Genomic DNA, 24712 nt, shown 5'->3' with positions numbered 1-24712 from the left:
AAACAAATAAGGAGGATGCCTCGTGGCAATTGAGAAAAAAGTTGTTTCAAAAAATGATATGTTTCAAGCAAGTATAGATGCATTTAAAAAGTTAAATCCATTGGTAATGATCAAAAATCCCGTCATGTTTGTAGTAGAAGTAGGAACTTTCATTACGCTGATTTTATCTTTTAACCCTAACATCTTTGGCGAAAGTAACGTCGGACACGGTTACAATATTGCTGTATTTCTTGTTCTTTTATTTACAGTATTATTTGCTAATTTTGCAGAAGCTCTTGCAGAAGGGCGAGGTAAAGCACAAGCAGATACATTAAGGAAAACAAAATCAGAAACATTGGCAAAAGTAAGACAAAAAGACGGAAGCTATCAGGAGGTGCCATCTACTTCTTTACATAAAGGAGATATTGTACGGGTAGATACTGGGGATATTATTCCTTCTGACGGTGAAATCATTCAAGGGTTAGCATCTATTGATGAATCAGCTATTACAGGTGAATCTGCACCTGTCATTAAAGAAGCTGGTGGTGACTTCTCATCGGTAACAGGAGGAACAAGGGTCGTTTCAGATTACATCATTGTGAAAATCCAAGCAGATCCTGGTGAATCGTTTCTCGATCGAATGATTTCTTTAGTAGAAGGAGCATCTCGTCAAAAAACACCTAATGAAATTGCACTTACAACACTTTTAACGGTGTTAACATTAATTTTTTTAGTGGTTATAATGACGCTTGTTCCGATCGCAGATTATTTAAAAGTCAAACTTGATGTAACAACATTAATAGTACTCCTCATTTGTCTAATTCCTACTACAATTGGAGGCTTACTCTCTGCCATTGGAATTGCAGGAATGAACCGTGTCACTCAATTTAATGTATTGGCTATGTCAGGTAAAGCAGTAGAAGCTGCTGGTGATATAGATACCATGATATTAGATAAAACAGGAACAATTACCTTTGGAAATCGTATGGCGAGTGATTTTGTCCCTGTAGTTAATGTTACCAAAGAGGAAGTTACTTTAGCAGCTCTAAAAGCATCTGTTAAAGATGAAACTCCTGAAGGAAGGTCAATAGTAGAACTTTCTAATAAATTAGGAGTTAATTGGAACGAAGATTACAGTAATGCAGAGATCATCAAATTTACAGCAGAAACAAGAATGTCTGGCCTAAATCTAATGAATGGAACAGTTATTAGAAAAGGCGCAGTAGATTCAATCAAGAAATATATCATTGAAAATGATGGAAGCATACCTGTTGACTTTGAGGAAATATCTAATAGGGTTGCAAAAGCAGGAGTAACACCTTTAGCAGTCGCTATTAATAATAAGATATACGGAATTATTTATCTGAAAGATACGGTAAAACCAGGACTAAAAGAACGTTTTGAAGAACTGCGAGGCATGGGAATCAAAACAATTATGTGTACAGGAGATAATCCATTAACTGCAGCAACAATTGCAAAAGAAGCTGGTGTAGATGAATTTATAGCAGAAGCTATACCAGAAGATAAAATAGAAGCGATTAAAAGGGCACAAACACAAGGTAAACTTGTTGCTATGACAGGTGATGGGACTAATGATGCACCAGCATTAGCACAGGCAGATGTAGGGGTTGCGATGAACTCTGGAACGATGGCCGCAAAAGAAGCAGCCAACATGATTGATTTAGATTCAGATCCGACAAAACTCTTATCTGTTATTGCTATTGGGAAGCAACTACTCATTACGAGAGGAGCTTTAACAACTTTTTCTATCTCTAATGATATTGCTAAATACTTTGCCATCATTCCAGCTCTATTTATTATGACAATCCCGCAGTTACAATCACTTAACATTATGCATTTAACATCACCAAATTCAGCACTGCTTTCTGCTTTAATTTTTAACGCTATCATTATTCCTCTTCTTATTCCTGTTGCGATGAAGGGGGCAAAGTATAAAGCAATGGACGGAAATAGGCTTCTGTTTAGAAATTTATTAATCTATGGACTTGGCGGGGTTATTGTGCCCTTCATTGGTATTAAAATGATTGATGTCATTGTATCCGCATTGCATCTTGCCTAAAAAGAAAGTGGAGGAGAACACCAGTGAAATCAATTATAATCGCATTACGTACATCAATAGTTTTTATGATACTATGTGGGTTGGTTTATCCTTTGGCTACAACAGGGGTAGCTCAAGTTTTATTTCATAAACAAGCGGAAGGAAGCCTTGTCATTCATAATGGAAAGGTAGAAGGTTCAGAATTATTAGCTCAAGATTTTAAAGGGGCTCAATGGTTTCATCCAAGACTATCAGCTGCTAAGTATGATCCAACTGCTTCAGCTGCCACAAATTCTGCTGTTGCATCAAAGGAATATATAAAAAAAGTAGAAAAAAATATAGAGCAATTAAGGGGCGAGAATAGAAATATAGGCAGCAAAATTCCACCTGATTTAATTACCACTTCAGGTTCTGGATTAGATCCTGATTTGTCACCAGAGGCAGCTGAATTACAGGTGCCAAGAATTTTTAAAGCAACAGGCATTGCTCCGGATCAACTAATTGCTCTTATCAAAAAGAATCAAAAAAATCGCCAATTAGGTCTTTTTGGAGAGCCTCGAGTCAATATTTTAGAATTAAATATTCAGTTAGAAAAGTTCATTCAGAATAAACATATCATTAACTAAGCAAGAAGCTCAAAAAGCCCGAACTCTACGACCGAATTAATTTATTGAGAAGGTCGTAGAGGTTTTGAAATTAAATGGAGATAAAATTAGATAAGAATCATTGTATACATTTACATAAAGAAGAAGAACATAAAAAAGCAATAGTGTACAAGAAGGTAAATATAGATCCATTGAATACTTTATTAACACTAGTGAAATAAGGATTCAATAATTTAATGGATCCACTTTTATACTCTTTTCACAGAAGTTAAAAGTGGATCCATTATTATTGTGGAAGGCAAAAGTGGATCCATAATGAACGACTAATAAATCAAAATAAAGATAAGAAGTAGCAAAGTTTTCTTCTCCTAGCAAATCAAGTGTAAACACCATGGAAATAGAAGGTGAAAATTGTTAGCTATTCGGCACCTACACATTCCTCCAAGATTATTTCATCATTTGACTCCGAAATTAGTAAAGAAATGTAGACTTCGTGCAGTTACAGAAACCGTAACGGAATTGCGTGCACACCCTGCACCCATTCGCTATACCCTTCTTGCCATCTTATTTTCGAATCGTCATGAGGAATTTATTGATTATTTAGCAGATTTATTGGATGAAATTACGCTTAAATTCGGAAATAAGGCTAAAAATACAACCCGAAAAGAAAAAGAAGCAGTAGTTTACTTTATTAAAAGAAGAACACCAAAACATCTAATAGTTGATGACCCCAAAAAGAGCCAGCTCTTTTTGGGGTCCTACCAGCCAAACGCGGAAAACATACGCTAAGACAATTTCTAGATGGATAAAGCCGATTTTTCCTACGCTAAGGATTCATCGGCTTTCATATTTAATGTCAAAGAAAAAGAAGCATCCGCAAATCTGGCAGGAATTGAAGTGATAGGGCGGCTTTTAAACGCTTAGCAATTCCTCATTGAAATTATACTCAAACTGTAATCTCATACGAATTTTCAGGAATCTTATTCATAAACGTGCTCATTTCCCCTACGGAGAAAAGATGAAGCTCGTGCATAGCCCTCGTACATGCAGTGTAAAAGAGTTTCCTTTCAAATTCTCTTCCATATTTTATATTAGAAGCATCGTATATGATCACAGCATCAAATTCGATTCCCTTTGCTAAATAAGCAGGGAGAATTAAGATACCTTTTTGATAGGAAATCGCACTTTGTTCAATCATCTTGAGATCCATTTGCTTACTCAATTGCTCATAGGATTCCTTGCATTCTTTTCCCGTTTTACATATCACAGCGATTGTTTCATGGTTTGCTGACTGCAGTTGACGAATCTTCTGTGTTATTCGAGATTGAAGGGTGTCAAGATCCTCAACCTTCGTAAAAGTAGGCTTCTGACCATCTCTGTTAAAAGCTTCAATAGTTTCTCCTTCTTCTATAATTCCCTTTGTGAATTCAACGATTTGACGAGTTGAACGGTAGCTTTTCGTTAACTCTACTCTCTCAAAATTTTCTTTTACATATAATTCGCTTGATAGTAAGGTTGGTGCATTTAGAGTATGGGCATAAATCGCCTGATTAAAATCACCTAGAATCGTCATTCGGCAATAAGGAAAAAGCTGCTTAAGAACAAAAAACTGAAAGGGTGAATAATCCTGTGCTTCATCAATTAATAAATGGCGTATTCTTGTGTTTATTCTTTTTCCCTCAAGTTTATCTTGGAGATACAAATAAGGCGCTGCATCTTCATACGTCATTTCTTTTCTTTGTAGCTTTTTTAATGTATACGAACAAATTTCTTCCCAACTTTCAGGAAGTGTATCTTTAAGCTTTTGAAGGATGTTGTCTTTCTGTTTAAACAGTTGACAGTAAATCGCCGCTACATTAATAAACTTTAGTTTCTTTACAGCTGTTCGTATTGGTTTAAAGTGTTTTTTGACAATCATTTTAGCTATTTTCTTTTGCTCCTGTTCAAAATCGTCGAACGTATTCTCAGAAAATCTTCCTTCCTTCAGTAGCTCACTATAAACTTTTGTATACTCTTCAAGTTCTAACAGATCACTCTCTTCTATTACCCAATCTTTGGTTCTTTCCAATTTTTCTTTCTTTCCTAATTCTTTTAGAAGCCATTCCTTTACTAACTGCATACGATTTGGAATGGAGATAGATGCATCTAGTGAATAAAAATAGTTTTTAATTTGTTCAGCTCTAATCAACATTTCTCCTCGGAAAGAAATATTTTTAAAGATAAGCTCTTCACTCGAGAGAATAACAACATAGGAATCAATCAAAGCTTTAAAATCGCTACTCGCTTTATACCGTATTCCTTTTCTTCTTGCAGGATACTTTTTATGTTCCTGACATGTAAGCATATATTCCATTTGCGTAAACGGATGTTCAACATCAAATTGTTTTCCAAGACGCTTCTCCACATATTCTTGGAATGTGAGCTGCTGCATATTGTCCTCCCCTAAATCAGGGAGGACAGAAGCAATGTAGCGATTAAATAAAGAATTAGGTGAAAAAAGCATAATATTTTCAGCCGTGATCTCATTCTGGTAGTGATATAGCAAATAAGCAACTCTTTGAAGAGCTGCAGAGGTTTTCCCACTTCCAGCAACCCCTTGTACAACTAAATACTTGCTTTTCACGTTACGAATAATCTGATTTTGCTCTTTCTGAATGGTAGCAACAATGCTTTTCATATTGGTACTCGCATTATTGCCAAGTACTTCTTTCAAAAGTTCATCGCCAATGGTAACATCCGTATCAAACATCGTTTTGATTTGCCCATCTCTCGTGATAAACTGACGCTTTAACTCTATTTCTCCTTGAATTATCCCTTCTACTGTTTCGTATTGGGCTGATCCTGGAGAGTAATCATAATAAATACTGGAAATAGGGGCTCTCCAATCATAAATAAGAAATGTTTCTTCATTTTCATCCATTAAACTCGAAACTCCAAGGTACACGTTATTTGTTGTCTCCTTACCATTTTCGAGAAAATCAACACGGGCGAAATATGGAGAATCTTTTAATCGAGATAAGGTCTTCCTCTGCTTATCTAGCTGACGGTGCGTTCTTTCTCTCTCGGACAGCATCTCCGCCTGCTGTCTAATGCTTGATAAGGTTTCACCAGCATCTTCAGGATTATCTAGATTTATTTTTACATCATCCCAAAAGGTTTTCTTTAGATGAATGACATCTTTCTTTAATCCACCAGAATCATGATCCAACTTAACGACTTTTTTTTCAATTTCTCTTAAAACAATACGAATGCGCTCCTCTTCATACTTTCGCACTTGGTTTCCATTCTTCACCTCTTCACACTCCTTAAAGATGTTAAAAGTAAATAAATAATACATCATTGACCGTCGGTCGGTCAATGATGTATCTTTAAAAGACAATTATAAGTCTCGAGGGGGGAGTTCCATGAACAGAATTGTCAAAAAACCCGAAGAAAGAAGAAGCGAGATTATTTCCGTCGCAAAAGATTTGTTTTCATCTAATGGGTACGAGAATACTACGATTAGCGATATTATTAAAAAAATTGGAGTTGCAAAAGGCACTTTTTATCATTATTTCAAGTCAAAAGATGAAATTGCGGACGCAGTAATTCAAGACTCTATTGATTCAAGTGTTCAAGTGTTTAAACAAATTAATAATAACTCCGATTTAAAAGCAATAGAGAAGTTTATAAATATTATTCAGTTTTTTTCACAGGAAACATCAAATCATTTCAGTGATGGATTAATGACTCATTTACATCACAAAGATAACGTTCTTCTACATCAGAAAATGAAAGTTTGCATGATAAAAGAATATGTACCAATTATTTCATCTGTTTTGAAGCAAGGAGTAGAAGAAGGTGTATTTCACACGGATTTTCCAGATGAAATTACGGAATTCTTATTAGTCGGACTCCATTTTATGCTTGATCCCAGCCTTTTCTCATTGACTCACGAACAGCTCATTGCCAAACTAGATGCGATTGACGAGATTTATGAAAAACTATTAGGTGCTCCAAAAGGTAGCTTCCCTTCAATAAAACAATATTTCGAAAAGTTGTATTGACCTTGTTAAAGCATTTAAGGTTACGAAATAAAACAAAAAAATTCGATTTACGCTTGACAAAATTTTTTATTTGTGCTATAATTTACTTTTGTTTTTTTCGGTTATATAATAGGGTTCTCCTGGCCAGGGGAACCCTATTTTTTTGTTCTATAATAAAGGAGAGTGTTTGTATGAAGAAAGATGAGTCAAGTGTAACTTCGTTAATATCAGCTTTTGGCAGATCCTATCATAGTCAATTTGATGATACCCCTAAAATCTTTAATGATTATTTAGCTAAAGACTTAATTTCCGAAAAAGAATTTAATGACATCAAAGAGAATATGGTTCAAGGCATACATTTCTTCAACAAAGATATCGCACAAAAATTCGAGGGGAATACAGAAGAAATATTAAAATGGATTACACAAGTACAACTTTCTCCAATAACCTTATCACGTGCTGCGTATTGCGAAAAAGTATTACTTAATGAGGTAGCTTTAGGTTTAAGACAATATGTCATACTTGGCGCTGGATTAGATACTTTTAGTTTTCGACATCCAGAATTGGAAAATATCTTAGAAATATTCGAAATTGATTATCCCACTACACAGGAATTTAAAAAGAAAAAACTGGACGAGGCTAATTTAAAAATCCCAAGTAATCTTCATTTTGTTTCTATGGACTTCACAAAAAAATTGTCCTATCAAAACCTAACAGGTAAAGGATTTGATAACAAAAAGACGTTCTTTAGTCTTTTAGGTGTTTCATACTATTTAACTAAAGAGGAAGTTTCAAGCTTAATAGATTATTTATTCACCAAGGTTCCATCAGGAAGTTCAATCGTTTTTGATTATGCAGACGAGAAACTATTCGAAGAAAAAGGAACCTCTAATAGAGTTGAAAATATGTTGAAAATGGCTTCAATAGGCGGGGAACCAATGAAATCATGTTTTTCTTACTTTGAAATTGAGAAGATGTTAGAGAAATCCGGTTTATTAATTTACGAACACCTATCACCGGCTCAAATTCATGAACTTTATTTTAAGAATCGTAATGATTACTTATCTGCTTTTGAAACGATTCATTACATTCATGCGATAAAAAAATAAAACATATTAAAGATACTTAATACACTTCTCCATTAAATAGATCTAATATGAGCGAAAGGTAGAGCTTTTGCCCAAATAATTTGAACTCAGTCATATCTGTGACCCATTTCTCATTTGGCTTATCAGCTTGAAGGTGACGAGCTAAAATATTAGGCGCTACTTTGCCAACTAAGCCTTTGTATGAACGATATTTCTTCATTCGAACCATGCATTTAGACCTAGTGATTTCATGATGCGCTGTACTTTTTTGTGATTGACTATTTTCCCCTGATTGACTAGTTCATCACGAATACGGCGGTATCCGTATCGGCCATGATGTTCTTAGTAAATATTTTGAATCATTTTTTCAGATGGACATCTCGGTTATGAAGATTCCAATGTTTCACCAAATAGTAGTAGGTACTACGCGGAATACCTGCGATCTTAAGCAGTGCTTTCACCGGGTATTTATGCCTTAAATCAAAGTTCCATCGATCCTTTAGCTGGTGCTTGCTTTCCTGTTTTTTTCATAGACGGACGCCCCTTTTTCATTGATTTGGGGGCGTCTTCTCCTTGTGTTTCCATGATACGCTGCCAGTCCCAAAGCGTAGTATCAGAAGGCAAATTAAAGAGTGCAGCTGTTTCCATGATAGACGTCCCATGTGAAGTACGTCTAGTTTATATTGGACTGGATAATTTGTATATGACATGGAGTAGATCTGGCAGGGAATTCTTGCAGAATCCTCGTGCTTGATGGTAAGCCTAACTCATACACAGCAAGAGAACAATATAATTCTATTGTGCGAGAGGGATATGCACAAACTGCTCAAACGATTACAGGGGTTGGGAAGGGCAGTTAGGTCCGGAAGTGACCACTGCGCTGCTGTATTTATTTCAGATAATTCACTACTCCAATTTATCGGTATTGAAGAAAATCGAGAGTTCTTTAATTCGACTAAAAGATCACAAATTGATTTTGGTCTTGAGTTATTTGGTGATAATAAGCCCAATACTAGGAAAGAGGCTTTAACAGAGATTTTTGAGACAGAAAGGGCTTGTTTAACTGGCGATCCACCCTTTGCGAAAGGCCTTTTGAAGTTAAGTATTTCAATAAAGATAACAAGGTTTTAAAAACATTTTTTAATATGTGGGTGAAGTCGAGGGATGGCAATTAGGTAACAATAATTAAATTCAAAATAATTTATTGGACATAGAGGTTTTTGATATTACATACAAAAGGGCAGTTGGAGATGGATAAGAGGGAGTGTACAACAATGGATTCACATTATTCTCATTTCTTAGTTTACATAATATATATTCTAGGAAGTTAAACAACGAATACATTTTTCGTGTCTCAAATCTAAGTATACTTATCTTATTGAGACAAAAAAGGAAAAATCAAAATCCTTCGCTTATTCGCCAGATTTTGATTTATCTAGATATTTCATGATTTTGCAGGATTTCCGCCAACCACGACGTTTGCTGGAACACTTTTTGTCACAATCGCCTATGGTGACACCTGGATTAATAATAACACCGCCGCCAATCCAGACGTGGTTTCCAATGGTGACTGGCTTGCCAAATTCAATGCCTTTTGCACGTTCTATTGGTTCAAAACGACATCATTTCCGCAAGCGCCTAATAATTCCTTTAATAAAATGGCTGTTCTTTTTTCTGGCTGATTGGTTTGCTGGTATGCAAAGGTCAATTGTCTCGCTCTTTCACGATCTGCGATCAAGGTTTGATCACTAGATACATAATGTTTTCCTTGGATCATTTTTTCCTTCTCACTTTTCGTATTGATCCTCTCCTCCCCTTTTTCTTTATTTTACCTTCTCTTCAGAAGAATTTGTGAAGGCATGATTTCTTTTGAATAGAATTGGCCATGTTCCTGCCATAAGTTATTTACGAATCGACCCGTCTCATTTATAATCGAGTAGATTTGTTCAGTAACAGATACATCTTTAAATGTGAGGGATTACATGGAATTAAAGTGGTATAAAGCAATCATCATCATTTTCACGATGTCTGGTATTTCCATTTCCACATGGTTTTCACGGACACCAGAAGTGAGAGATTTATTACAAGCCAATACAGGAACGATGGGACTCATTTTACTCGGATTATCCGTTGGTTCAATTGTTGGGCTTGTTCTTTCAAATGTATTTGTTCGAAAAAAAGGCGGACGATTGGCAATTGTGATTAGTGCTTTTTTGATGTTTCTTGGATTCACCACTCTTGCTATTGGTTCGACCCTCTCTTCTATCTTTGTCGTCACGGCCGGGCTATTTCTTTTTGGAGCAGGCTCAGGGATGTGCAATGTGGCGATGAACCTAGAAGGGACAGAAATTGAATACAGGATTAAGAAAACCATTTTGCCTATATTGCACGCTTCCTTTAGCATTGGCACTTTAATTGGAGCAGGTGCTGGCATTCTTTTTATTCATCTAGGGGTCTCTGTGTTGATTCATTTACTTGTCATTGCCCTTCTCTTCTTTCTCAGCACCCTAATTTGTACCCGGTATATTCCGCATGGGACTGGAATGGATCAGCATGAGAAGCAGTCGCAGTCAGATACAATAGATGATACTCAAACGCCATGGCTGAACAAACGGACGATATCTCTTGCGATGATCGCCTTATGTCTTGCATTTGTCGAAGGATCTGCTAATGATTGGATTCCACTTGCAATGGTGGATGGATACCAGGTTTCACATTCCATGAGTACCGTCATCTATGCATTATTTTTATGCGGGATGATTAGCGGCAGATTAATCAGCGGACGTTTGATCGACCGTTTCGGCAGGGTGTTATTGCTCAGAGTTGCGATTGTATCAGCTGCTGCTGGACTATTCTTGGTCATTTTAAAGATTTCACTTGTGGTATGTATGATATCGATCTTTTTATGGGGACTTGGCGCTTCTTTAGGCTTCCCGCTAACCATTTCTGCAGCTGGTGATGATAGCCGGTACGCCGTGAAACGCGTCAGCATTGTGACCTTATCAGGTTACACCGCCTCTCTTTCTGGGCCGCCTATATTAGGGCTGCTTGCCAATCAAGTAGGATTGCTTCATGCCTTTATTTTTGTGTTATTCGCCATATGTATTGCAGGAATCTTTACAAAAGCTGTCGCAAAACCGCGTACATCACAAGTTCACTAAAAGTGTCTGATCCTCGATCATGGCACTTTTTTTAAATTAAAAAAATAAAATTGAAACCTTTCATGAAGTGAAACAGTCCTATAAATGTCCTGATGTTTATCGCTTTTTTAAAGAGGGAAAGTAAAAAAATAAGACTTTTCAAATAACAGAAAACGTGGTAAGATCATGAAAATAAACAGGAAGGGGTGAGATAAATGAAAAAAAATATGCTGCTAAAATTAGCTGTCTTATTCATAGCACTCGCAAGTTTTCATTTGTTCTCAATGCCTCATTCCGTTCAGGTATACCATCATGCAAAGGTGGTTGCCGATCAAGAATCACATGAGATGAAAATAGCTCAGACCATGGGCGATGAAAAGAAACAAAAACATGTGAGCGCAGTATTTGCCGCATTTACAGTACTGCTGATGATTGGCAGTATGACAGCTGGATTTGCACGCATCACTCATACTGATCAATATGACCGGAAAAAGAAGCATTTACTTGCAGTGTTCTATCAATCTTCTTATTTCCGACTGTCTCGTGTTTAACCCAACCATCTAAATCAAAACAAAAATTGGGAGGTTTTACACGATGTTATTTTTCTTAAGAGTATTCATTCTAGGTCTATTCTCTGTCACTTCACTTTCTCTTTTCGTCTACCAAGGAATTGAAGTAGTGCACGCCATTACAAACATGTTTGGCAGCCACGAGAGCTAAATGACCCGTATATAAAAGAAACCCCCTGTTTATCGCAGGGGGTTTTCGTTTGCTTATTTATTGTCATCTGGTGCAGGTTGAGGTGTGACAAGGACATGCGTTACTTCTCCCAGCTCTTCCTCATCTACAATAAATGATCCATTGCTATAACGGTCATTCGCTCTGAGAGTAGAGATATCAAGCGGAATCGTTGCACCCTTCTCTGTATCCATTTCAAGTGTGTCGTGCAGTGATGCAGCAATGACAGCCACAATACGATGCGGGTTTTTCTTTAATTCTCTTAGCATCAGAACTCCGCGTTTTGCTCTAGATGTTTTATCAAATTCAGAGAGGTTCATTCGCTTCACAGCCCCTCTTTGTGTCGTCAGCACAAGGACATCGTTTTTCGGATCAATGATCTGGCCAGAGACTACTTCGTCCCCGTCCTTCAAGTTGATTCCTTTAACACCAGCCGCTCTCGGACCAACAACACTTACTTCTTCTTCATCAAACCACAATCCGTAGCCATTTTTCGTCGCAATAAACAATTCCTGCTGTCCTGTTGTCACATGGACATCCACGAGTTCATCGTCCCCTTTTAGGTTCAAGGCGACAAGTGGTTTTGAATAGCGCTGCGCTTTATATTGAAGAAGTTCTGTTTTTTTCACCATTCCGCCCTTTGTAAAGAACAGCAGATACGATGTTTCATCAAATTCTTTAATTGGAATGGCTTTTTGGATGGATTCATCACGATCAATTGAAATGATATTCGTAATATGCTGCCCCATGTCTTTCCATCGTATGTCTGGCAGCTGATGCACAGGACAATAAATGTAGCTCCCTTTATTCGTGAACAATAGAAGGACATCTGTTGTGTTCATTTCAAACTGATGAATCAGGCGGTCTGTATCCTTCATGCCAAAGTCCTTACCGTTAGATGCAGCATAGGAGCGCTGGCTTGTCCGTTTGATGTACCCATCCTTCGTCACCGTGACGTAAACATCCTCTGAGGCAATCATCACTTCTAGGTTAATCTTAATTTCTTCGATTTTTTCCTCAATGACAGATCGTCTCTCATCAGCATATGTCTTTTTGAGCTTTTTCAAACTGTTTGTAATGACCTTTAGCAGCTTTTTCTCGTTACCTAAAATGTCTTCAAGTTCTGCTATACGCACATCAAGCTCACTTGCTTCGTCTCTTAATTGCGTAATATCCGTATTCGTTAAACGATATAACTGGAGGGAAACAATTGCTTCTGATTGTGCTTCTGTAAAGTCATATTTATCCATCAAGTTGTTTTTCGCATCTCGCTTATCATTAGAAGAGCGGATTGTGGCAATGACTTCATCTAAGATGGATAGCGCCTTAATTAATCCGTCTACAATATGGTGGCGTTCCTTCGCTTTTCGAAGCTCATATGCTGAGCGATTCGTCACCACTTCTTTTTGATGAGCAATATATGCATCAAGTATAGTTGTCAGCGTCATTAAGGTTGGTCTACGATTATGTATCGCCACCATATTAAAGTTATACGGGATTTGCAGATCTGAGTTTTTATATAAGAAATTCAAAACACCATTTGCATCTGCTTCTTTTTTCAGCTCTACTACGATTCGAAGTCCAGTCCGGTCAGTCTCGTCTCGAACCTCTGAAATTCCTTCCACTTTTCTTTCAATTCGGAACTCGTCCATCTTTTTGACAAGGTTGGCTTTATTCACTTCATAAGGAATCTCTGTGATCACAATTTGCTGGCGCCCGCCGCGGATAGTTTCAATCTCCGCTTTTCCGCGAATCATGATCTTTCCTTTGCCTGTTTCATAGGCCTTCTTAATGCCGTCTACCCCTTGAATGATACCGCCTGTTGGGAAATCTGGACCTTTGATGACCGTCATTAAGTCCTCAACCGTACAATGCGGCTGTTCGATTCGTTTAATGACACCATCAATCACTTCTCCTAGATGATGCGGCGGGATATCAGTGGCATAACCAGCAGAAATCCCTGTTGATCCATTCACGAGAAGGTTTGGAAACATTGCTGGTAAAACAACAGGCTCCTTGCTTGTATCATCAAAGTTTGCGACAAACTCGACCGTTTCCTTGTCTAAGTCCTTTAATAGCTCTGAAGCAATCGCAGATAGCCTTGCTTCCGTATAACGCATGGCAGCAGGCGGATCACCATCGATACTCCCGTTATTTCCATGCATCTCAATGAGCACATTCCGTACTTTCCAATCCTGACTCATTCTCACCATCGCTTCATAAACAGATGAGTCACCGTGCGGATGATAGTTACCAATCACGTTACCGACTGTTTTCGCGGCTTTACGGAAGTTTTTATCTTGCGTGTTTCCTTCTGCGTACATCGCATATAAGATTCTTCGTTGTACAGGCTTTAGTCCATCTCGCGCATCTGGAAGCGCGCGGTCTTGGATAATATATTTACTATAGCGACCAAACCGGTCTCCGATTACTTCTTCTAATGGTAAATCATGAAATCGTTCTTGTTGTGCCATGTTTAAACCTCCTCAGCTAGCGACAAGTTTTCATTTTCAAGAATGTTGCTTTCCTCATCAAGTCCAAAGGCGACATTCTTTTCAATCCATTTACGACGTGGTTCTACTTTGTCACCCATCAATGTCGTGACGCGGCGTTCCACACGTGCAGCATCGTCGATTTTAACCCTGACAAGTGTTCTCGATTCTGGATTCATTGTCGTTTCCCATAGCTGGTCGGCGTTCATTTCACCTAAACCTTTATAGCGCTGAATCGTGTACCCTTTTCCAACTTTCTTCAGTACGTCGTCCATTTCTTCATCAGACCATGCGTACTCAATAACTTCTTTTTTACCTGAGCCTTTGCTGACTTTATATAAAGGCGGTAGTGCAATAAACACTTTGCCATGCTCAATCAGCGGCTTCATATAGCGGTAGAAGAACGTGAGCAGAAGCACTTGAATATGCGCTCCATCCGTATCAGCATCTGTCATGATCACGATTTTGTCATAATTGATGTCTTCTACATTAAAATCGACACCGACGCCTCCACCGATCGCATGAATAATGGTGTTGATTTCTTCATTTTTGAAAATATCAGCAAGTTTCGCTTTTTCTGTGTTAATGACCTTTCCACGAAGCGGCAGCACCGCTTGGAATTTACGGTCACGTCCTTGTTTTGCTGACCCGCCCGCTGAGTCGCCCTCTACTAGGTACAATTCATTTCTTGCGGGGTTTCTAGATTGAGCAGGTGTTAATTTACCGCTCAGTGTTGCTTCGGACTTTTTCCGTTTCTTGCCGCTCCTTGCTTCTTCACGTGCTCTTCTAGCAGCTTCTCTTGCCTGCTGCGCTTTAATCGCTTTTCTCACAAGAAGAGTCGCTGTTTCACGGTTTTCTTCAAGGAAATAAGCCAGCTTTTCAGAAATAACAGCATCAACAGCTGAGCGAGCCTCACTTGTTCCAAGCTTTCCTTTTGTCTGGCCTTCAAATTGAAGCAGTTCTTCAGGAATTCTGACAGAAATAATAGCAGACAGCCCTTCGCGAATATCAGTGCCCTCTAAATTTTTGTCTTTTTCTTTTAAAAGGGCTACTTTGCGCGCATATTCATTAAAGGCTCTCGTCATCGCCGTTTTGGCACCAGACTCATGCGTACCGCCATCTTTTGTTCTCACGTTATTGACGAAAGAAAGAATATTTTCCGAGTAGCCGTCATTGAATTGAAATGCAAAGTCTACTTCGATGGATTGATGCTCTCCTTCAAATGAGACCACTTCACTCAGAACATCTTTTTCTTCATTTAAATAAGCAACGAAGGCTTCAATGCCCGTCTCATAATAAAAGGTTTCTTGTACATCATGTCGTTCATCAATCAGCTCTATTTTTAATCCTTTCAATAAAAAGGCAGATTCTCTTAAACGTTCTGATAACGTATCGAAATTATAGGTTGTAACGCTGAACATCGATCGATCTGGTTTAAAATGAATCAGTGTTCCCGTTTTTTTCGTTTTTCCGACTTTTTCAAGTGATGTGGCAGGCTTTCCGCCGTTTTCAAAGCGCTGATGATAAATAAAGCCATCACGTTCAATTGTGACAGTAAGCCACTCTGACAGCGCGTTTACAACAGATGCCCCAACTCCGTGAAGCCCACCACTTGTTTTATATCCGCCTTGACCAAATTTTCCGCCTGCGTGAAGGACCGTTAAAATGATCTCAGGTGTCGGTTTTCCAAGCTTATGCATACCAGTAGGCATCCCGCGTCCTTTATCCTGGACGGAAATGCTATTATCTTTATGTATTTTGACAACGATATGATCTCCATGGCCAGCGAGTACTTCATCGACAGAGTTGTCTACAATCTCATAGACAAGGTGATGAAGACCGCGTGAATCCGTTGACCCAATATACATTCCTGGACGTTTACGGACCGCTTCAAGCCCCTCTAGCACCTGAATAGAATCATCGTTATAATCTACTTGCTGCTTTTTAACCAAATGCTTAATCCCCTTTCACTAACAAACATAACCGGCAAACCATCAAATGATCTCTCTAGATTTTAATGATGATCATGCTGCTCATTACTGTCCACTTTAATAAGCTGCATCATCACCATGCATGTATGGTTCAACAAAACATGCTCCTTTGCACGGCTATGAGAATGTTCTACATTCTGCAATGAGAACTAGAAGTCCATTATAAACAAGACTGTTTGATAAGCCAAATGCAATCATATGATGATTTTTACAAAACGGAACAAATGTTCTGTTTTTTATCTTATCGCTCTTTTGCTTGTTATGCAAGATCACCGATATGTCCCTGTCGCCTTATTTTATCGCTTTCTTCTAGAATCGCAAATATATTTCTGTAACAAAAAAGCAAAAATCCTTGAAAACCAAGGATTTTTGACGATTTAATGAGTTTTTGTCATTGCATGAGCCACCTTGATACATACATCCATGATGGCGACCTTGCCATTTTCCTCAATCAGCCTTTTCGCTTCTTCGTGATAGATGCCTTGCTGAGCCCAAAAAACAGGTGCGTCTATTTCAAGAAATTCTTCTGCTACCTCGGGCAAAAACTCTGAACGTCTAAAAACATTCACGATATCAACAGGCTCTTTGATATCTTTTAGTGAAGCGACTGCTTTCACACCAAGTGCTTCATCGATCGTTGGATTCACCGGTATGATCTCATAACCGGCATCCTGCATCGCTTTAGACACCATATATGACGTTCGGTGCGGTTGATCTGATAAACCAACAACAGCAATTCGTTTACTGCTTTTTAATATGCGGCCAATTTCTTGTTTCGAAGGATGATTCATCCAAACACCCCTTTTCCTCTATTTTAGCGAACTTCTGCTTAAAAACAAAGCTGAATCCATCTGCTTTTGATTTTTTCAAAAAAAGATCCCCATGTTTTTCATAAGATCATGTTAAAATGTAAGACAAGAGGGAGAATATAAAGGAGTTATGCAGATGTTAATTGCTTTGATGTTTATTTTGGCTTATCTTCTCGGCAGTATTCCATCCGGTCTCATTGTCGGGAAAGCTGCAAAGGGTATTGATATCCGTGAACATGGCAGCGGCAACCTAGGTGCGACGAATGCATTTCGTACGCTTGGCGTAAAAGCAGGGTCTATCGTTATTTCTGCTGATATTTTAAAGGGGACTCTCGCTTCTGCTTTACCGTTTTTCATGCAACTGGACATTCATCCCTTATTAGTAGGGGTTGCTGCTGTTATCGGTCACAGCTTTCCTATCTTTGCAAAATTTAAAGGGGGAAAAGCAGTCGCTACATCTGGCGGCGTGTTATTATTTTATGCCCCATTCTTATTTATCACGATGATCGCTGCTTTTTTCTTATTTTTATACATTAGTAAATATGTTTCATTATCATCTATGCTGACCGGCATCTATACATTCATTTACAGCATATTCACCAAAGACGTATTCTTAATCATTGTTGTTGCCGTTCTTGCTGGTTTTGTGATCTACAGACACATCGCCAACCTCAAACGAATCCTCAACAAAACTGAACCGAAAATCAAATGGCTCTAGCCGTTTCATAAGTTTCATTCTGTGGTAAAAGTAAAGAAAAGCTGTTTTTTGCATCCTGCATTTTAAAAAACAGCATGACTTCAAAAAGGGGCGATCACATTGAAATTAACGATAAAAGAAGATGCACTTAATTGGTACAAGGATGAATTAGATTTAGAAAAAGGTGATCAAGTTCGCTTTTTTGTGAGATATGGCGGGTGCAGTAATGTACAAAAAGGCTTTTCTCTCGGCGTCGCAAAAGATGAACCTCAAAATGCCGGCGCAACCGCTGAAATAGAAGGTATTACTTTCTTTGTAGAAGAAAGTGATATTTGGTATTTTGACAACCATGATCTGCATATTGATTATAACGAGTCTGTAAAAGAACCAGAATTTCATTATGAATAAACAAAAAAGATACCTCATCCCTCGGGTATCTTTTTTGTTTTATCCTTCAATATATAGTCCATACTCCTGAATGTTTCCTAAAGACCGCTCCTTTTGCAGGATTCTTTTTTGTGGTTCACCGATCAAGTCAAAGTGAGGAAACCCTGCGCGGTCATGAATCCATTCTTTTTTAAGTCCATGCTTTTCTCCCCATTCAATTAACTGCTTCATATCCTGACAGGCTGCTTTAGTGACGGTATTAGCATGCGGGAAACGGTCATCAAGCCAATAATGAGTTAAAAAGGCCATTTTTCCCTGCTGAACAGCTGATTTCCACGCATTTAGATCGCTTCTTTTAAGACCAAACGCCATAAGTTAAACCTGCTTCTTCGACTGTTCATATACTTTGTGCCAGGCAGGAAATGCTTTTCTAAATTGAATAGGTCTAAAGGTGTCTTTGTCTACACAAATATGCGAGGTTGTCCCTGTAATCGCTGTTTGTCCATCAGGCTTTTGAATTTCGTAGCCATACACCGTTTTGAGTCCATTGTATTCTTCAATCCAAGTATGAACGGTCGCTGTTTCACCGTACAGGAGTGGTTTTTTATATTTCACCTGCAAATCTATAACGGGTGCAAGAGCGCCGTCTGCTTCTAGCTGCGCATAGGAAAATCCTAATTCTTTAATCAGTGCTGTTCTGCCGACTTCCATCCAGATTAAATAATTGGCATGATACACAATGCCCATTTGATCTGTTTCTGCATAACGGACTTCTATTTCTTTTTTAGATACATACACGTTTTCATCGCTCTCCTATCAAAACCTAAGATCTCTGCCATTTTACCACAATCGAAATGGTTCTTCTAAAAGGAGGCAATAAAATAAACCAGGGATCCCTGGTTTATTCAGTATAGCCATTTTTTCTTGCTGCTTCTTCGTCCTTGATTTCAGAACGCATCGCATCTATGCTCATTTTTCGATTTTCATTTTTTTGCTTAATCATCTGTTTTTCTTGATCTGTCGAAAGGGCCATCGCTGCTTCAGATTCATCGATATTGTCAAGGGTGTTTTCAATCATATCTTGCAGCTTTTCAACATTATCAGAACGATCATCTGGATTGGATTGATATGACTTTCCATTCATCTTGATTCCCTCCTTATTCGCCCTTCGTCTGGATCACATCAGGCTGTTCATTTGATTTATTATGCATCTTTTTACCTTTATTGCGTTTGTATGCTACAGGTTTTGTCCCTAAATGGTCTGGTGTAAACTGCGCTTGTTTATCATGCTCTCTACCCATCATTCATCCCTCCCTCTTCTTTAGGATGAACGAAAAAGGATAATTCATAACTTATTTCTGTCTAAATCGCTCTTCCAACTTTTCTTCAAGCTGGTTTAAAAATTCCTCATTGCTTAATAATTCTTTTTTATTTTCAAGTACAAGCTCTTCAAATGTACGGCGTTTTCTTCTTCTCATTGTACTCACCTCCAGTGTTTGTATTTCATTTTCGCCAAAACATTTAGAAAATAAGCAAAAAAGCTGAATCATTATAGATCCAGCTCTTGCTCAATTTCTTTTTTTGTCAGCATTTGATGCTTCACAGACATGATGCGTCCTTTTTCATCTAATATGTATGTTGTTGGGTATGAAAGCACCTGATATCGTGCTTGAATGCCTTTTTGATCCAATAAAATAGGAAAGCTCAGCTTTAATTCATCTGCAAATGCTGCAACATGATCTTCACTTTTTTCAGTGGTCGTTAAATTCACTGCAAGTACTTCGACCTGATCATATTCGCTTCTAATTGCGTCTAGATCCGGCATTTCTGTCCTGCATGGCTTACACCATGTCGCCCAAAAATTGACGAGCACCTTTTTCCCTTTGTAATCAGATAACGAGGCCGTTTGACCATCAAGGGTTTTAAGTTCAAAATCAGGGGCTTGATCCCCTTTTTCAAGACCGATTGCGGGCTCTTTTGGTTCAAGTAAATTCCACACAAGTAAACCAATCAATACAAGTAAAACAGCGCTTGCTATTCCTTTTTTCCACATGATTGATCCTCCACTATTTTAAAAAAGAAGAGAAAGCTATCTAGGCGCCTTCTCTTCTTTGCTGTATGAGTATTAGTTGCTTGCCAATTTTTCACGAAGTACCATTTGAAGGATACCACCATGACGATAGTAGTCAATTTCGACTTCACTGTCAAAGCGAACAACCACTTCAAATGTTTTCTCATTGCCATCTGTATCAATTGCTTTCACAGTGACAAGATCACGTGGACGAACTGTTTCATCAACTTCAACTTCAAATGTTTCTGTTCCTGTTAGTCCATAAGTTTCTGCACTTTCTCCGTCTTTAAACTGTAAAGGAAGTACACCCATGAAGACAAGGTTACTTCTGTGGATACGCTCAAAGCTTTCAGCTAGAACGAATTTAATTCCAAGAAGGTTTGTTCCTTTTGCAGCCCAGTCACGGGAAGAACCCATTCCGTAGTCTTTACCTGCTAAAATCGCAAGACCTGTGCCATCTTCTTTATAACGCATGCATGCATCATAGATGGATGTCACTTCACCAGTTGGCCAGTACGTTGTATATCCGCCTTCTGTTCCTGGTGCGATTTGGTTCTTAATACGGATGTTTGCAAAAGTACCTCTCATCATGACATGGTGGTTACCACGGCGAGATCCATATGAGTTAAAGTCTCTAGGAGATACGCCTCTTTCTTGCAAGTATTTACCCGCAGGTGTGTCTTTACCAATCGCTCCAGCAGGAGAAATATGGTCAGTTGTCACAGAGTCACCGAACTTCGCAACGACGCGCAAGCCTTTAAGCGGTTCAACTTTACCAGGTTCAACTGATAGGTTTTCAAAGAATGGCGGGTTGTCAATGTATGTGGAATTTTCATCCCATTTATACAAAGCATCATCTGTCGTTTTAATTTCATTCCAGCGGTCATTGCTGTCAAATACAGTTTCATACTCTGAACGGAAAAGTTCAGGTGTGACTGTGCTTTTCACGACACTGTTGATTTCGTCCATTGATGGCCAAATGTCATTGAAATAAACGTTCTCACCGTTTTTATCCACACCGATAGGGTCTTTTGTTAAATCAATATTCACCGTACCAGCAAGTGCATATGCCACAACTAATGGTGGAGATGCAAGGTAGTTTCCTTTCACAAGCGGATGGATACGTCCTTCAAAGTTACGGTTACCTGATAAAACAGAAGTGATCAGCAGATCATTTTCAGAGACAGCATCCTCAATTTCTTGCGCAAGCGGTCCTGAGTTACCGATACATGTTGTACAGCCATACCCAACGATGTTAAATCCAAGGTCTCTTAAGTATGGAAGAAGTCCTGAGTTCACGAGGTATCCTGTCACAACCTTAGAACCTGGCGCTAGTGACGTTTTCACGTAGTTTGGCACCTTCATGCCAAGCTCACTTGCTTTCTTCGCAACAAGACCTGCTCCGATTAAGACGTAAGGGTTTGATGTATTCGTACAGCTCGTAATCGCTGCAATCGCAATCGCACCTGTCTTCATCACAGCTTTTTCACCATTTGCTAGATCAAATTCAATTTGTTTATCCAGCTCTGATTTTTCTAATCCAAACCCTTGGTTACCAGCTGGGCTTTCGATGTGCTGATGGAACGTCTCTTTCATTTCTGAAAGTGGAATCAAATCTTGTGGACGCTTTGGACCAGATAAGTTTGATTCAATTTGAGAAAGATCAATTTCCACAACATCCGTAAAAATTGGGTCCTCTACATCTGGCGTATAGAATAAGCCATTTGCGCGAGAATATTCTTCAACGATATTAATTTGCTCTTCATCACGTCCAGTAAGGCGAAGGTAAGCAAGAGCTTCCTCATCTACTGGGAAGAATCCGCAAGTAGCCCCGTATTCAGGCGCCATATTCGCAATCGTTGCACGATCTGCTAACGGCAGCTGTGCAACACCTGGTCCAAAGAACTCAACGAACTTGTTGACCACGCCTTTTTCACGCAGAACTTGTGTCACTTTTAATGCAAGGTCAGTTGCAGTCGTTCCGTTTGGAAGTTCTCCAACTAATTTAGCACCAATGACTTCTGGTACTGGGAAGTATGAAGGCTGACCGAGCATACCAGCTTCCGCTTCAATACCGCCAACGCCCCATCCAAGTACGCCGATACCGTTGATCATGGTTGTATGAGAGTCAGTACCAACCAATGTATCTGGGTAAGTGATGATCTCGCCATCTTCTTCAATCGCATGAACAACACTTGCAAGGTACTCTAAGTTTACTTGGTGAACAATCCCTGTTGCAGGCGGAACAGCTTGATAGTTATTAAACGCTTTCTTTGCCCAGCTAAGGAAGTTATAACGCTCTGCGTTACGTTCGAATTCTAAATCCATGTTAATATTTAATGCATCTTCAGTTCCAGCTTTATCAACTTGTACTGAGTGATCAATAACAAGGTCAACTGGAATTTCAGGGTTGATTTTATCCGGATCCCCACCTACATCTGCCATTGCTTTTCTTAATGAAGCAAGGTCAACGACGGCTGGTACACCCGTGAAGTCTTGTAAAATAACACGAGAAGGTTTAAATGGAACATCAATTTCTTTGACCTCGGCAGTTCCCCATTTTGCCAAGTTTTCAACGTGTTCCTTTTTGATCACTCTACCGTCTACTTGGCGAAGCACTGATTCTAAAAGTACCTTAATGGAATAAGGCAGCTTAGAAACATTTCCGATTCCTTGTTTCTCTAGTGCTTCTAACGAATAATAGTGATACGTTTTCCCATTTGTCGAAAACGTTTTTCTAGATTGAAAAGCGTCTTGTTTAGCGACTTGCTGCTGTTTCGACATATCCAAAATCCCCCTTTTGATGATCAAGATCAATTTCAATTCTCAGAAAAATCGTCGTATTTCACCACAATTTTCTCACAATTTCATCTTAAAACAAATTCATACATAAGTAAATAACAATGCTTTTATTAAATTCAATAAGTTTATCTTATCACTAGGAAATGATTACTCTTCATAATCCAAGCAGGGCAGGTTCATACTACAATTGAGGTGATAGAACATGACAAAACGTAAAGCAAATCATGTGATTGACGGCATGAATGCAGCCAAAAGCCAAGGTAATGGTGCAGGCTATATTGAAAATGACCAACTCGTTTTAACAGAAGAACAAAGACAAAACAATAAAAAACGTAAAAAAAACCAATAGGAAAGGAGCAAGCATCATGACGAATAAAAACACAGGAAAAGACATCCGTCAAAACTCGCCTAAGGAGCATCAAAGCGGACAGCCTGAGCCATTATCAGGCAGTAAAAAAGTAAAAAACCGCAACCATACAAGACAAAAGCACAATTCTCATCACGATATGTAAACATTCTCCTCTCATCCCGTGGCAAAACGGAATGTTTTAGGTCTTTCACACATTTCAGTTCTCAACATATCATTTATTATGAGATGTGATGGAGGAGTGTCTATGGAGAATGAAAAGCAATCGAATTCCTCTGATTTTCTAGAAATAGATGATTGGCTCAATGTTTTAATGGATGATCCATTTGCCTGGTATGATGAACACCTCCCAATTGACCTTTATGAAACAAGCCGTGATTATATTATTGAGATTGATGTCTCCACCCTATCGATCACCGATGTAAAGCTGACCTTCGCTGGACATGAGCTGACTCTCTGTTGCACGGTACAAAAGCCAAATGTTGAAGGCGAACAGCCAATTGAAAAAAGTGTCATGCTCCCTTTTTATTTGAACGACAAAGAGATTGAAACAGAATACGAAAACCGAATCATTTCGATAAGAATTAAAAAAAGTTCCGACCATCCACGCGGGGCATTTTCCTTTCAAATCCCGCACTTCAAACATTAAGAGCCCACCTTCATTTGGTGGGCTCTCTTCCGTTCGTGTCAAGTCAATACCTTTTGCGAACCACCATGGCCAAATAGTAGAGTCGCTATATGATAAGGTATTCTTTTTCTACTAGATGGTTTGGGTCTTTCTAGTAAATGGGCAGTTATGAATGAAAAAAGGCGTTCATAGAGATGAGAGACATACATTTTTGTTATTTTCTTCTATCATCGCTTCATGTAAAATAAGATAGAGAGACGAGGGGTATAAGGAGTGAGAACATGTTAAGCGGCTGGTTTTTGTGGTTCATTTTATTTTGGGGTACGGTGATGATCGGATTACTCGCAATCGGTGGCTTTTTTATGTTTCGCAAATTTTTAAAACGATTGCCGAAGGAAGATGGGAAATCAGAGCTTGATTGGCAGGATGAATATATTCAAAAGAGCCTCCACCTATGGCGGGAAGAAGACAAACAGCTTTTAAATGAGCTTGTATTACCTGTTCCAGAGCTGTTTAGAGATGTCGCCAAAGAAAAAATTGCAGGAAAAATTGGCGAGCTGGCTTTAAAAGAACAAGCTGCCAGCATTAATTTAGACTTAATCATTCGCGGCTATATTATCGCTACACCAAAGCGTGATCATAAGTTTTTATTGAAGCGCCTTCAAGAAAAAAACATCGATCATACGCCATATGAAGCATTATTAAAATAACCTCCTTTATAAAAGGAGGTTCAGCGTGTAGACAAACCCTCGCATTCTTTGTTAGTCCTGTGCGCTGGTGCTCACCCTTCCTAGACTTCAAAGGTTTTCTATCACACTGAAAAGAAAGAAGACA

Annotated in this window: 24 protein-coding genes and 3 pseudogenes; 14 read left to right on the top strand and 13 right to left on the bottom strand. The window is 38.7% G+C overall.

From position 1 onward, the window contains the following. Positions 1-22: 22 nt before the first annotated feature. The 3 genes and pseudogenes from kdpB to MHH41_RS08830 form a co-directional block, all read left to right on the top strand. Positions 23-2059, top strand: coding sequence for a potassium-transporting ATPase subunit KdpB (gene kdpB, locus MHH41_RS08840; RefSeq protein ID WP_340866152.1), 2037 nt, complete (start codon positions 23-25; stop codon positions 2057-2059). Between the two features lie 23 nt (positions 2060-2082). Further along, on the top strand, positions 2083-2664 hold the full coding sequence (gene kdpC / locus MHH41_RS08835; protein ID WP_340866151.1) for a potassium-transporting ATPase subunit KdpC: 582 nt from the start codon (positions 2083-2085) through the stop codon (positions 2662-2664). 340 nt (positions 2665-3004) lie between these two features. Beyond that, a pseudogene (locus tag MHH41_RS08830) lies at positions 3005-3321 on the top strand (Tn3 family transposase); the annotation flags it as partial. 268 nt (positions 3322-3589) lie between these two features. Here MHH41_RS08830 and helD read toward each other — a convergent pair. Continuing rightward, positions 3590-5935, bottom strand: coding sequence for an RNA polymerase recycling motor HelD (helD, locus tag MHH41_RS08825; RefSeq protein WP_340866149.1), 2346 nt, complete (start codon positions 5933-5935; stop codon positions 3590-3592). 112 nt (positions 5936-6047) lie between these two features. On the opposite strand from helD, the gene MHH41_RS08820 reads away from it, so the two are divergent. Continuing rightward, positions 6048-6689, top strand: a complete 642-nt coding sequence (locus MHH41_RS08820) for a TetR/AcrR family transcriptional regulator (RefSeq protein ID WP_340866147.1) — start codon at positions 6048-6050, stop codon at positions 6687-6689. Between the two features lie 170 nt (positions 6690-6859). Then, positions 6860-7777: a class I SAM-dependent methyltransferase gene (locus tag MHH41_RS08815; RefSeq protein WP_050944886.1), complete on the top strand. Its 918-nt coding sequence runs from the start codon at positions 6860-6862 to the stop codon at positions 7775-7777. 22 nt (positions 7778-7799) lie between these two features. On the opposite strand, the pseudogene MHH41_RS08810 reads toward MHH41_RS08815, so the two are convergent. Both MHH41_RS08810 and MHH41_RS18830 read right to left on the bottom strand, forming a co-directional pair. Beyond that, positions 7800-8460: pseudogene (locus tag MHH41_RS08810) on the bottom strand (IS3 family transposase); the annotation flags it as partial. A gap of 740 nt (positions 8461-9200) precedes the next feature. After that, positions 9201-9533, bottom strand: a pseudogene (locus tag MHH41_RS18830) (maltose acetyltransferase domain-containing protein). A 205-nt stretch (positions 9534-9738) separates the two neighbouring features. On the opposite strand from MHH41_RS18830, the gene MHH41_RS08795 reads away from it, so the two are divergent. The 3 genes from MHH41_RS08795 to MHH41_RS08785 all read left to right on the top strand — a co-directional run bounded on the left by MHH41_RS08795 (position 9739) and on the right by MHH41_RS08785 (position 11616). Further along, positions 9739-10917: an MFS transporter gene (locus MHH41_RS08795; protein WP_340866142.1), complete on the top strand. Its 1179-nt coding sequence runs from the start codon at positions 9739-9741 to the stop codon at positions 10915-10917. 194 nt (positions 10918-11111) lie between these two features. Beyond that, positions 11112-11447: a hypothetical protein gene (locus tag MHH41_RS08790; RefSeq protein ID WP_003210975.1), complete on the top strand. Its 336-nt coding sequence runs from the start codon at positions 11112-11114 to the stop codon at positions 11445-11447. Between the two features lie 43 nt (positions 11448-11490). Then, a complete protein-coding gene (locus MHH41_RS08785; RefSeq protein ID WP_003210976.1) occupies positions 11491-11616 on the top strand; it encodes a hypothetical protein in 126 nt (41 codons plus the stop codon). A 53-nt stretch (positions 11617-11669) separates the two neighbouring features. Here MHH41_RS08785 and parC read toward each other — a convergent pair whose 3' ends face one another. The 3 genes from parC to MHH41_RS08770 form a co-directional block, all read right to left on the bottom strand. Then, positions 11670-14108 (bottom strand): DNA topoisomerase IV subunit A, encoded by a 2439-nt coding sequence (parC, locus tag MHH41_RS08780; RefSeq protein WP_340866138.1) that lies wholly within the window; start codon positions 14106-14108, stop codon positions 11670-11672. A gap of 2 nt (positions 14109-14110) precedes the next feature. Next, positions 14111-16078: a DNA topoisomerase IV subunit B gene (gene parE / locus MHH41_RS08775; RefSeq protein WP_095117801.1), complete on the bottom strand. Its 1968-nt coding sequence runs from the start codon at positions 16076-16078 to the stop codon at positions 14111-14113. 416 nt (positions 16079-16494) lie between these two features. Next, entirely contained in the window at positions 16495-16908 is a 414-nt protein-coding gene (locus MHH41_RS08770; protein ID WP_050944892.1) for a CoA-binding protein, read from the bottom strand. Positions 16909-17062: 154 nt separating this feature from the next. On the opposite strand from MHH41_RS08770, the gene plsY reads away from it, so the two are divergent. Together plsY and MHH41_RS08760 are read left to right on the top strand one after the other, a co-directional pair. Then, complete coding sequence (gene plsY, locus MHH41_RS08765; RefSeq protein WP_003212462.1) at positions 17063-17644, top strand: glycerol-3-phosphate 1-O-acyltransferase PlsY; 582 nt, start codon at positions 17063-17065, stop codon at positions 17642-17644. 99 nt (positions 17645-17743) lie between these two features. After that, on the top strand, positions 17744-18031 hold the full coding sequence (locus tag MHH41_RS08760) for a HesB/YadR/YfhF family protein (protein WP_003210876.1): 288 nt from the start codon (positions 17744-17746) through the stop codon (positions 18029-18031). Between the two features lie 39 nt (positions 18032-18070). On the opposite strand, the gene MHH41_RS08755 is transcribed toward MHH41_RS08760, so the two are convergent. The 7 genes from MHH41_RS08755 to acnA all read right to left on the bottom strand — a co-directional run bounded on the left by MHH41_RS08755 (position 18071) and on the right by acnA (position 22865). Beyond that, positions 18071-18382 carry a hypothetical protein gene (locus MHH41_RS08755; RefSeq protein WP_050944893.1) on the bottom strand — a complete coding sequence of 104 codons (312 nt, stop codon included), beginning with the start codon at positions 18380-18382 and terminating at the stop codon, positions 18071-18073. A 3-nt stretch (positions 18383-18385) separates the two neighbouring features. Beyond that, entirely contained in the window at positions 18386-18808 is a 423-nt protein-coding gene (locus tag MHH41_RS08750; RefSeq protein ID WP_003211985.1) for an acyl-CoA thioesterase, read from the bottom strand. 103 nt (positions 18809-18911) lie between these two features. After that, positions 18912-19154 carry a small acid-soluble spore protein Tlp gene (tlp, locus tag MHH41_RS08745; protein ID WP_003211760.1) on the bottom strand — a complete coding sequence of 81 codons (243 nt, stop codon included), beginning with the start codon at positions 19152-19154 and terminating at the stop codon, positions 18912-18914. Positions 19155-19167: 13 nt separating this feature from the next. Then, a complete protein-coding gene (locus MHH41_RS08740) occupies positions 19168-19311 on the bottom strand; it encodes an acid-soluble spore protein N (RefSeq protein WP_008357830.1) in 144 nt (47 codons plus the stop codon). 51 nt (positions 19312-19362) lie between these two features. Beyond that, on the bottom strand, positions 19363-19488 hold the full coding sequence (locus MHH41_RS08735; RefSeq protein ID WP_003211002.1) for an FbpB family small basic protein: 126 nt from the start codon (positions 19486-19488) through the stop codon (positions 19363-19365). 71 nt (positions 19489-19559) lie between these two features. Next, the gene (locus MHH41_RS08730; protein WP_050944895.1) at positions 19560-20063 is read right to left on the bottom strand and encodes a TlpA family protein disulfide reductase; all 504 of its coding nucleotides are present in this window, start codon (positions 20061-20063) and stop codon (positions 19560-19562) included. Positions 20064-20135: 72 nt separating this feature from the next. Continuing rightward, on the bottom strand, positions 20136-22865 hold the full coding sequence (acnA, locus tag MHH41_RS08725) for an aconitate hydratase AcnA (protein ID WP_050944896.1): 2730 nt from the start codon (positions 22863-22865) through the stop codon (positions 20136-20138). Positions 22866-23085: 220 nt separating this feature from the next. Between acnA and sspO the strand changes: the two genes are divergently transcribed. The 4 genes from sspO to MHH41_RS08705 all read left to right on the top strand — a co-directional run bounded on the left by sspO (position 23086) and on the right by MHH41_RS08705 (position 24588). Further along, positions 23086-23232, top strand: coding sequence for a small acid-soluble spore protein O (gene sspO / locus MHH41_RS08720; protein ID WP_003210995.1), 147 nt, complete (start codon positions 23086-23088; stop codon positions 23230-23232). 16 nt (positions 23233-23248) lie between these two features. Next, a complete protein-coding gene (locus MHH41_RS08715) occupies positions 23249-23395 on the top strand; it encodes a small acid-soluble spore protein P (protein WP_012010105.1) in 147 nt (48 codons plus the stop codon). A 102-nt stretch (positions 23396-23497) separates the two neighbouring features. Beyond that, entirely contained in the window at positions 23498-23899 is a 402-nt protein-coding gene (locus MHH41_RS08710) for an Hsp20/alpha crystallin family protein (RefSeq protein ID WP_050944897.1), read from the top strand. Positions 23900-24159: 260 nt separating this feature from the next. After that, the gene (locus MHH41_RS08705; RefSeq protein ID WP_044141405.1) at positions 24160-24588 is read left to right on the top strand and encodes a DUF2621 domain-containing protein; all 429 of its coding nucleotides are present in this window, start codon (positions 24160-24162) and stop codon (positions 24586-24588) included. Positions 24589-24712 lie beyond the last annotated feature (124 nt).

Source organism: Bacillus sp. FSL K6-1145 (assembly GCF_038003425.1).
In the GTDB taxonomy this organism is placed as follows: domain Bacteria; phylum Bacillota; class Bacilli; order Bacillales; family Bacillaceae; genus Bacillus; species Bacillus pumilus.
The sequence above is the reverse complement of the archived record's forward strand: the minus strand, read 5'-3'. Positions and strand labels throughout refer to the sequence as shown.